The organism is Bifidobacterium sp. (assembly GCF_050874245.1).
GTDB lineage: Bacteria > Actinomycetota > Actinomycetes > Actinomycetales > Bifidobacteriaceae > Bifidobacterium.
Map to the genome: position 1 here is coordinate 1 of NZ_JBNMKH010000072.1, position 8,857 is coordinate 8,857.

Annotated in this window: 7 protein-coding genes and 1 tRNA gene; 7 read left to right on the forward strand and 1 reads right to left on the reverse strand. The window is 61.2% G+C overall.

What is annotated here, in order from left to right; all coding sequences use genetic code 11:
• The 7 genes from ACR0P8_RS07600 to ACR0P8_RS07630 form a co-directional block, all read left to right on the forward strand.
• Nucleotides 1-2,103: serine/threonine-protein kinase (locus tag ACR0P8_RS07600; RefSeq protein ID WP_432624509.1), on the forward strand; the 2,103-nt coding region annotated here is incomplete at its 5' end.
• Nucleotides 2,104-2,172: 69 nt separating this feature from the next.
• The gene (locus tag ACR0P8_RS07605; RefSeq protein WP_432624510.1) at nucleotides 2,173-3,156 is read left to right on the forward strand and encodes a DsbA family protein; all 984 of its coding nucleotides are present in this window, start codon (nucleotides 2,173-2,175) and stop codon (nucleotides 3,154-3,156) included.
• Between the two features lie 113 nt (nucleotides 3,157-3,269).
• Nucleotides 3,270-3,343 (forward strand) — tRNA-Thr (locus tag ACR0P8_RS07610).
• Between the two features lie 300 nt (nucleotides 3,344-3,643).
• Complete coding sequence (locus ACR0P8_RS07615; RefSeq protein WP_432624511.1) at nucleotides 3,644-5,236, forward strand: G5 domain-containing protein; 1,593 nt, start codon at nucleotides 3,644-3,646, stop codon at nucleotides 5,234-5,236.
• A 54-nt stretch (nucleotides 5,237-5,290) separates the two neighbouring features.
• The gene (rsmA, locus tag ACR0P8_RS07620) at nucleotides 5,291-6,199 is read left to right on the forward strand and encodes a 16S rRNA (adenine(1518)-N(6)/adenine(1519)-N(6))-dimethyltransferase RsmA (RefSeq protein ID WP_432624512.1); all 909 of its coding nucleotides are present in this window, start codon (nucleotides 5,291-5,293) and stop codon (nucleotides 6,197-6,199) included.
• A complete protein-coding gene (locus ACR0P8_RS07625) occupies nucleotides 6,196-7,095 on the forward strand; it encodes a 4-(cytidine 5'-diphospho)-2-C-methyl-D-erythritol kinase (protein ID WP_432624513.1) in 900 nt (299 codons plus the stop codon). The genes rsmA and ACR0P8_RS07625 overlap by 4 nt, the downstream gene beginning before the upstream one ends.
• A 44-nt stretch (nucleotides 7,096-7,139) precedes the next feature.
• Nucleotides 7,140-7,769 (forward strand): LytR C-terminal domain-containing protein, encoded by a 630-nt coding sequence (locus ACR0P8_RS07630; protein WP_432624514.1) that lies wholly within the window; start codon nucleotides 7,140-7,142, stop codon nucleotides 7,767-7,769.
• 236 nt (nucleotides 7,770-8,005) lie between these two features.
• Here the strand turns inward: ACR0P8_RS07630 and ACR0P8_RS07635 are convergent.
• On the reverse strand, nucleotides 8,006-8,857 hold an 852-nt coding region (locus tag ACR0P8_RS07635; RefSeq protein WP_432624515.1), incomplete at its 5' end, for an HD domain-containing protein.

Here is an 8,857-nt window from a genome sequence, read left to right on the forward strand (position 1 = left end):
CTTGGTTCGGGGGCAATGGGATCAGTGTGGCGCGTACGCGATGACGGCGGACACCAGTATGCGATGAAGATTTTGCGCGATTCCCTGTCCGATGACGACGATTCCGTACAACAGCAGCGTGACCAGCTGACCGCACGCGAGCGCCTGCGTCGAGAGGCTATGGCGTTGCGGAAAGTGCGTCATCCGGGCGTATGCGGCATTGTGGATATGGAACTGGATGACGCGTTGGCCTTCATCGTGACGGAATTGATCGAAGGCAAGAACCTGCGTGAGGACGTGCGTATCAATGGCCGTTATGTGGGCGACGATCTGGAACGTCTGGCACGCAAGCTCATTGAGGCAGTGCGAGCGGTCCATGCGGCCGGCATCGTACATCGCGATATTAAGCCGACCAATGTGATGGTGTCGAATACCGGCCCGGTGCTGGTGGATTTCGGCATCGCCATGGGCGAGGGCGAAAGCCATGTGACGCGCACGGGCCTGGTGATGGGCACTCCGGGTTTCATCGCGCCGGAAATCATCGATGGCGCCGAATCTGATGAGAAGACCGATTGGTGGTCGGTGGCGAGCGTGCTTGCGTTTGCCGCGACGGGCAAACCGGTGTTCGGCACAAAGCCGATGATGACCGTGCTGGAGCGTGCCGCGGCCGGCAGCGCCGATCTTGCGGGACTGCCCGCTGGCACGATGGCCGCGTTCCGTGCGGCGCTCAACCCGGATCGCACGAAACGTTGCTCACCGGAAGATCTGTTGCAGGCGATCGCCGTGGATGCGTTGAATCCGCAATCGTGGGTTGCGGCCGGCAGCGGCAACGGAACGGAGGCGATGCCCCCTTTTGCTGAATCGCCCGACAATCCGCGCATTCTGTGGAGATTGCAGGACGATACAGCCAACGAAAGCACCGCCGGCACACAGGCTCTTCCGCAGCCTGGCGAGGCCACGCAGGTAATCGACATGTCCGGCATGGACGCGACGCAGGCGATTGCACCCATCGACGGCGCCGGCAACAACGATGGAACCGCCGATGAAGGCAGCAATTGGACCGGCGGCGAAGGTAACGACAGCATCGGCGACGAAACGGACGTACTGCCTCCCAACGAACGTATAAGCGGCGCAGAGCGTATAGGCGGCACACGGACGCTACCAACCGTCACGCAGGCCATGCCGGCAGCCGCATGGGCCATGCCAGACGCCACGCAAACCATGCCAGGTTCCACCCGAACCATGCCAACGGCTACCCAGACGCTGCCTCAATCGACGCAGGTCATGCCGATGGAACAAACCACGCGGATACTGCCGGCGCAGGACACGTGGAATCCGGCGGAGGAGCCGACGCAGATCGATCCGAATATCAAACCCGCCTTGCAACGCCTTGCTATGCAACAACCGCCATCCGTCATCCCGCAAAGCGATGTGGCTGCGGCACGGCAATCGCCTGCATCCTTCCAACCAGCGCAGCCGACCGCGAATATGCATGCCATGAATGCGCCAATCGCCATGGAGGAAGCGCCGAATCCCGCCGATGTGAAGCGCGGCGCGATGCTGGGGCGTGGACTGCTCCCCTGCGCGCTGATGGCGATTCCCGTGGCCGTGTGCGGAATGTTCTCACTATGGGTCGCGTTCGGCGCAGCGCTAATCATCGGTTGCGCACTGGCCGCCATCGGGTTCAATACGGAAGCGCAGCTTGAACGTGAGGGCAAGCGCGGTGGCGGAAGAAAGGGCTCCGATTGGCTGTTGCGATTGGTCGGCCTGCCTTGGCATGTGGTGAAAGGCTTCGGTGTGGCGGTGGCGCGCACGCTGATCATGCTGGCCGTGGTCGCGTTGGGCCTGTCGATCGCCGCCGTGGTCCTGCAGCTGCCGTACGCCATAGTGGACACGAACGCCCTGGGCCTGTCGATTCCGCTGCCGACGTTGACCGAAGGTCCTCTTTCCGAAAGCGGTTTGGCGCGGGCCGCGTTCTGTGCTATCGGCTGGCTGGTGGCCGTGATGGCGCCTGGCGCGCCGGTGATGCGGCTGGGTGGAGGCGCGCTGCGGAAACCGCCCGTTCTGCGGCACTTGAGCGAGATTCAGGAGCAATCTCGGGAAACTGGATTTCCAGCGAATTGATAGCTGAGCACCACTAGTATGGTGCGCAGCACAACATCATAAGGATTCATAGGATCGAAAGGAATATTGATGGCCCAGAACAGCAAGGATGCTCAGAAGCGCGCCAGCCGCGCCGAGCGCAGGGCCGCCGAGGCAGCAGCCATGAAGGCGCGCGCCGAACAGATGGAGAAGGAGCGCAAACAGCAGACGCTCATCGGCGGCATCGTCGTGGCGATACTGGTGATTCTGGTGGCGATCGGCGCGTTCACCGTGTATCACAACATGCATAAGAAGGCCGAGACGAAGGCCTCCACGGAGACGGTGCAGGAAGCGTACGCCGCGTTGCAGAAGGTGAAGAACACTCCGACGCTCGTCGACAAGAAGGGCGGACTGCTGATTTCCAAGAACGGCTACGGCAAGTCCGTGGAAGGCGCTCCGACGGTGGAGATCTACATGGATTTCCTGTGCCCGGGATGCGGCAATCTGCATCGTCAGCTTGACGCCGACCTGCAGAAGATGGTCGATGCGGGGCAGATCAATCTGGATCTGCATTTCATGGCGTTCATGGACCGTTGGTCCACCGACGAATACTCCAGCCGCGCGGCGAACGCGGCCATCTACCTGGCTGAGCATGACAGCGATCCGAGCCACCTGATCTCCTTTATGGAGAAGGTCTATGCCGAAGACTTCCAGCCCGAGGAAGGCTCCTCCTACAAATCGGTGAGCGATAGCAAACTCAAGGAGCAGATGATCGCGGCCGGCGCTTCCAAGGATGTGGCGGACAAGGCTTTCGGACGCGATTACCAGGAATGGCTTGACGCGATCGACACCTACACGCCGAAGCGTTCCGAACTGTGGCACCAGACCGGCAGTTACAAGGGCAGCATGACCACGCCTACGGTGATCATCAACGGAGAATATTGGGAGATGGATCAGCTGAGCGCCGCGCAGACGACCATCAAGGATGGTCTGCTCGAATCGATCGGCCTGAAGGCCGACGAGGTCGGCGTGGCAGGCAAGATGCCGTCCATCGGATCCGAGAAGAAGCCCATTTCCGTCACCACAGGAGAATAAAATACCCCCTATAGCTACCGGCGCATCTCATAGGACAATCACAAGTTGACTACCGTGGACGCGCTGGTTATGCTATTCAACGTTCCGTAGTATTCCATACGGCTGCGGAACATGCCTCCTTAGCTCAGATGGCCAGAGCGGCCGCCTTGTAAGCGGCAGGTCGTCGGTTCGATCCCGACAGGAGGCTCGAACCCGCGTAGCGGGCTTAGACCTCTTACCACGGGTAAGTGCTCCAGAAGTCTTCCCCCAACTTGAGGCTTCTGGCAAAAACGGACGAGGCGTTCCCCAACCTGTCTCGTCCGACAGGGGGCAGGACATCCCCTTCTCTCCTGCCCCCTTTTTCTATTCCCGGCCATTCCCGACGAATTCCATTCCCTAATCGCACGCAAATGCGGTGGTACGGAGGAAATCCGAGAAAAACAGCGACGGACAATCCGGCTGAATCGCTACAATGACGATGTTGTCAACAATGCTGGAAAGAGGCCGCATGGCGAGAAGGTGGACACCCAAGAGATTCGTGACGCTCCGGCGCGTCCGCGTCATGACGTGCGTGGCGGCGCTCACCCTTACATCGGCGTTGGCGTTCGGCATCGGCGCGCGCAAATCCGTGGCATTGACGGTCAACGGAGAAACGACGACCGTGACCACATATGCGATGAGCGTGGACCGGCTACTGCAGGAACAGGGTGTGAAGATTAAAACGCACGACCTGGTGGAATCGACCAGCCCGACAAGCATGCTGAAGAACCATGATGTGGTGACCGTGCAAAGCGCATATCAGACCACCATCACCATCAACGGCCAGGAAGTGCCGTTCTGGACGGTGGCAACCAGCGCCGAACAGCTGCTGGACTTCTTCAACCAGAACGAGACCGAAGCGGCGAAAATCACCGTCAATATCAACAACGTCTACAACCAGCTCACCGGCGGTCTGGTCATCAATCAGAAGGGACCCGTCACCGTCATCGCGGACGGCAAAAGCTCGGTGGCTCCGAATGGCAAGCTTCCCGCGGCCTCCATCCTCGATTCCAAAGGCATCACGCTGGGCAAGGAGGACCGCGTCAGCGTCGAAAAGGACGGCGGGAAGACCATTCTGCGCGTCCGCAGGGTGACGCACGGCGAGGAAACACGCACGAAGGAGGTGCCGTTTGGCACGCAGACCATCGTCGATCCGAACCTGCAGCCGGGCGAAGTCACGGTGCGGCAGGAAGGCGAGAACGGCGAAATCCAGCAGACGTACGCTGTCACGTACGTGGACGGCGTGAAGGAAAGCGAGACGCTGTCCGACGAGAAGACCACGAAAATCGCCATAGACAAGGTCATCGCGGTGGGTCCTGAAAAGTCCTCCGACGATTCCTCCGATTCGGATAATTCGAATAATTCGAATGGCTCCGGCAAGACGGATGGTTCCGACGATTCGGACACAAAGAACGATTCGGGCACCAAGAGCGATTCCGGAAAGACGGACACCGGCAGCGACAAGAACAACGGCTCGACCAACAAAGGCGATTCCGGCAGCAAGGACGACACAGGCAAGACGGATACCGATAAGAACAACGGCAATGGTTCTGGTAATGGCAACGGTTCCGGCAACGGCCAGACGGACGCCGGCAAGAACGATTCCGGAAAGACGGACGCCGGCAACGGTTCCAACACGTCCGGCTCCGGAAACACCAAGAAGGACGATTCGACGCCCACGCCTACCCCGACGCCTACTCCCACTCCCACACCACAGCCAAGTGATCCTTCTGCCGGCTGCCGCCTGTACCATCCCTCCGCATCGCAGGCGCAGGCCTACGCATCCGGCGCGGCGGCGCAACGCGGATGGACCGGACAGAATTGGACGGACCTGGTCAAACTCTGGAACCACGAATCCGGATGGCAGTGGTACGCGGAGAATCCGAATACCGGCGCATACGGTATCCCACAATCGCTGCCGGGCAGCAAAATGGCCGACTTCGGCGCGAGATGGAAAGACGACGGGGCTGTGCAGATCGATTGGGGGCTGAACTACATCGCCCAACGCTACGGCACTCCCTCCAACGCGTGGAAGAATTTCGAGGAAATCGGATGGTACTGATCCCCCACTGCCATTGCGGGCGATTTCGTACCGGCATGAACGGATAATGAGGGAATGACAGAAAACGTGAACGATCTTACGCAGGGCCATTTGTTGGGGGCGGCCGACATCCGGCGCATCGCGGCCGAGGCGGGCATCAGCCCAACCAAGAAATTCGGGCAGAATTTCGTAATCGATCCGGGAACCGTGCGCCGCATCGTACGCGAGGCGGGCGTGACCGCCGACGACCACGTATTGGAAGTCGGTCCCGGATTGGGCTCGCTGACTTTGGCGATTCTGGAGACCGGCGCCACCATGACCGCGGTGGAAATCGATCCGCCGGTGGCCGAGCGTCTGCCGAAGACCATCTCCGAATTCATGCCGGATGCCGTGGACCGTTTCCGCGTGGTCAATCGCGACGCGCTGACCATCAGTCCGGAGAACCTTCCCGACTTCAATAACGACGAATCCTTCACGCTGGTGGCCAACCTGCCATACAACGTGGCCACGCCGATCCTGCTCACCCTGCTGGAGCGCTTCGACAATCTGGGCACCTTCCTGGTGATGGTGCAGAAGGAAGTGGCGGATCGTCTGAGCGAGAAACCAGGGTCGAAGATCTACGGAACGCCGAGCGTGAAGCTTGCCTGGTACGGTACCGCGGAACGCGTGGGCGTCATCGGCCGCAACGTGTTCTGGCCGGCACCGAACGTGGATTCCGCGCTGGTGCTGTTCAAACGCCATCCGGGCGGCCATACCCCCGCCGCGGACAATGCCGACGGTTCCGTCGTGAATCGCGAAACCGTGTTCCGTCTCATCGACGCGGCCTTCGGGCAGCGCCGCAAGACCCTGCACGCCGCTTTGAAGAAGATCGTGCCGGCGGAAGCGTTCGAACGTTCCGGCATCGATCCCACCCGTCGCGGCGAGACGCTCACCATCGACGAATTCGTGGCATTGGCCCGCGCGCTGGACGAGGTGTCCGCATGAACGCCATCGTCGAATCCGTAAGCGTGGATTGTCCGGCGAAAACGAACCTGACCCTGCACGTGGGGCCCTCCCACGCCGAATGGGGTGGACGCCATGAGCTCGACACCATCTACTGCGCGGTCGGCGTATACGACACCGTCACCGCCACACGCAAGGCGCCCGGCACCGGCTTCTCGCTCAATCTTGAAGGCGCGTATCTGGGCGATCTGGCCTCCTCCGTCAGCGACATGCGCCGCAACCATGCCGTGCTGGCGCTGTTCGCCATGGCCGAAGCTAGCGGGCATGAACCGGACGTGGCGTTGAGCATCGACAAACGCATTCCCGTCGGCGCGGGCATGGCGGGCGGATCGGCCGACGCGGCGGCGACGATTCTGGCGCTGAATACCCTATGGAATCTCGATTGGCCCATCGAGCGTCTGAGGGAAGTCGCATCCACGCTGGGCGCGGATATGCCGTTCTGCCTGACGGGCGGTTATGCGCGCGGCACCGGCTTCGGCGAGCGCATCGAGCAGCTTGACGACGATGGCGACATCGTACGTGGTCTTAAGGAACGTGGCTTCGCCGGACGATTGCTGGTCGGCGCGTACCGTGCGGAGCTGCGCACGCCGGAAGTGTATGCCACCTTCGATCAGATCGGCGCCGGCGAGTCGGACGACAATCATCTGCAGAAGGCCGCGATCTACCTGCATCCGCGCAGCGGACAGGCCATCGAGGAGGCGCTGCGGGCCGGAGCAAGGCAGGCGTTCGTCTCCGGTTCCGGCCCGTCCGTCATCGCTTTCGTTCCGACGGACGATATCGCAGCGGCGGTGCAGGCCGCATGGCAGGACAGCCGTTGCGTCGACCGCATCATCACGACCAGCGCGCCGTCCCGTCCGATCGTGCATATCACCGCGTGACAGTAAGGTTGTTGGCAATTGGTTTTTTCAAAAGGAACTCGCACATGACCCAGGCTACTGATGAGCGCACAGCGCGCAAGGAATACATTCGCCGCCGTCAAAAGACGGTGTTCGGCATCGCCGGCGCCATTCTGGCGGTTGCCATGGTGATCTCCCTGCTGTTCTTCTTCCATGTCGGTGGTCTGGGCGCAGTCAAATCGACCGCCGTGCAGCCCAATTACGGGCAGCAGGCCCCGTGCGCGGTCAAGGACACCGACGGCAAGGCCAAGTATGTCGAGAACCGCAACATCACGTTGCGCGTGCTCAACGGCACGAAGTTCTCCGGCTTCGCCAAGGCGGTGAGCGATGCTCTGCAGAATCGCGAATTCAATGCCCAGACGCCCGGCAACTACACCAAGAAGGTCGACCGCACGATGATCGTCTTCGGCAAGAACGGCGTGAACCAGGCGTACACCGTGGCAAGCAATTTCACCGACGCGATGCTGGTGATGGACGATCGTCAGGACCAGCTGGTCGACGTCGTCGTCGGCGCCACTTTCGACAACCTGCAAGATGTCAAGAACGTTCCGGCGGCAGGCAAGCCGATCACCAGCATCAAGGGCTGCGTCGCGGCGGACAAGATGACCAATCTGCCCAAGGCTTCCGAGCATGATGCCGTGAATCCGCAGGGCTGAAAAGCTGTTCAGTTAAGCAGCTTTTCAGTTGAACGGCTGATCGGCTGCTCATCAGCGGAGTCAACGGAAGAACCCGCGTTCCCTTTCTCTGGGGGACGCGGGTTCTTCATATCGTGCGCGGTGTTAGCGCGGTGTTATGGACGATTTCGCGCAATGGCACGTGATGGCCACGTGAAGCGGCGCGCGGAACAGACGCCATGACGGACCGTATTCGACCGCACCCGGCTTTGCCGGCGTTATTTAGCCTGTTCCGCCTGTCCGGCCTGCTCCTGGTACCAGCGCTCAAGCTCGGCCACGGCCACGTCATGCTCGACCGGGCCGTTATCCAGACGGTATTCCAGCATGTGCTTATACGCCTTGCCGACCATCGGACCAGGCTCGATGCCAAGCAGCCGCATGATCTCGTCGCCGTTGAGGTCCGGACGGATCGCGTCGAAATCCTCCTTCTTCTTGAGATCGCGCACACGCTGTTCCATCTCGTCCATTGCGGCTGCGAACACCATGGCCTTGCGCTTGTTCTGCGTGGTCGTGTCGGCGCGCGTAAGACGGTTCAGACGCTCGTAGAGCGGGCCCGCGTCCTTGACGTAGCGACGCACCGCGGAATCCGTCCACGGCTCCTCCACGTAGCCGTGGAAGCGCAGATGCAGGTTGACCAGCTCGCTGACGTCCTCGACCATGTGGTGGTCGAAATGCAGTGCCTTCAGACGCTTGCGGGTCATTTTCGCGCCGACGGCGTCATGGCGATGGAAGCTCACCTTGCCGCCCGCTTCGAAGCGACGGGTCTTCGGCTTGCCGATGTCGTGCATGAGGGCGGCCAGACGTAACGTCAGGTCCGGACCGGGGACCGGGCCGTCGGGACCGGTTTCAAGGGCGACCGCGCGTTCGATGACGATCATGGTGTGTTCGAACACGTCCTTATGACGGTGATGCTCGTCGATCTCCAGGTGCAATGCCGGGATTTCCGGGAAGACGATGTCGGCGAGACCGGAATCGACCAATGCCTCGATACCGGCGCGCGGACGATCGGACAGCAGCATTTTGACCAGTTCGTCACGTATCCGCTCAGCAGAGACGATTTCGATGCGGTC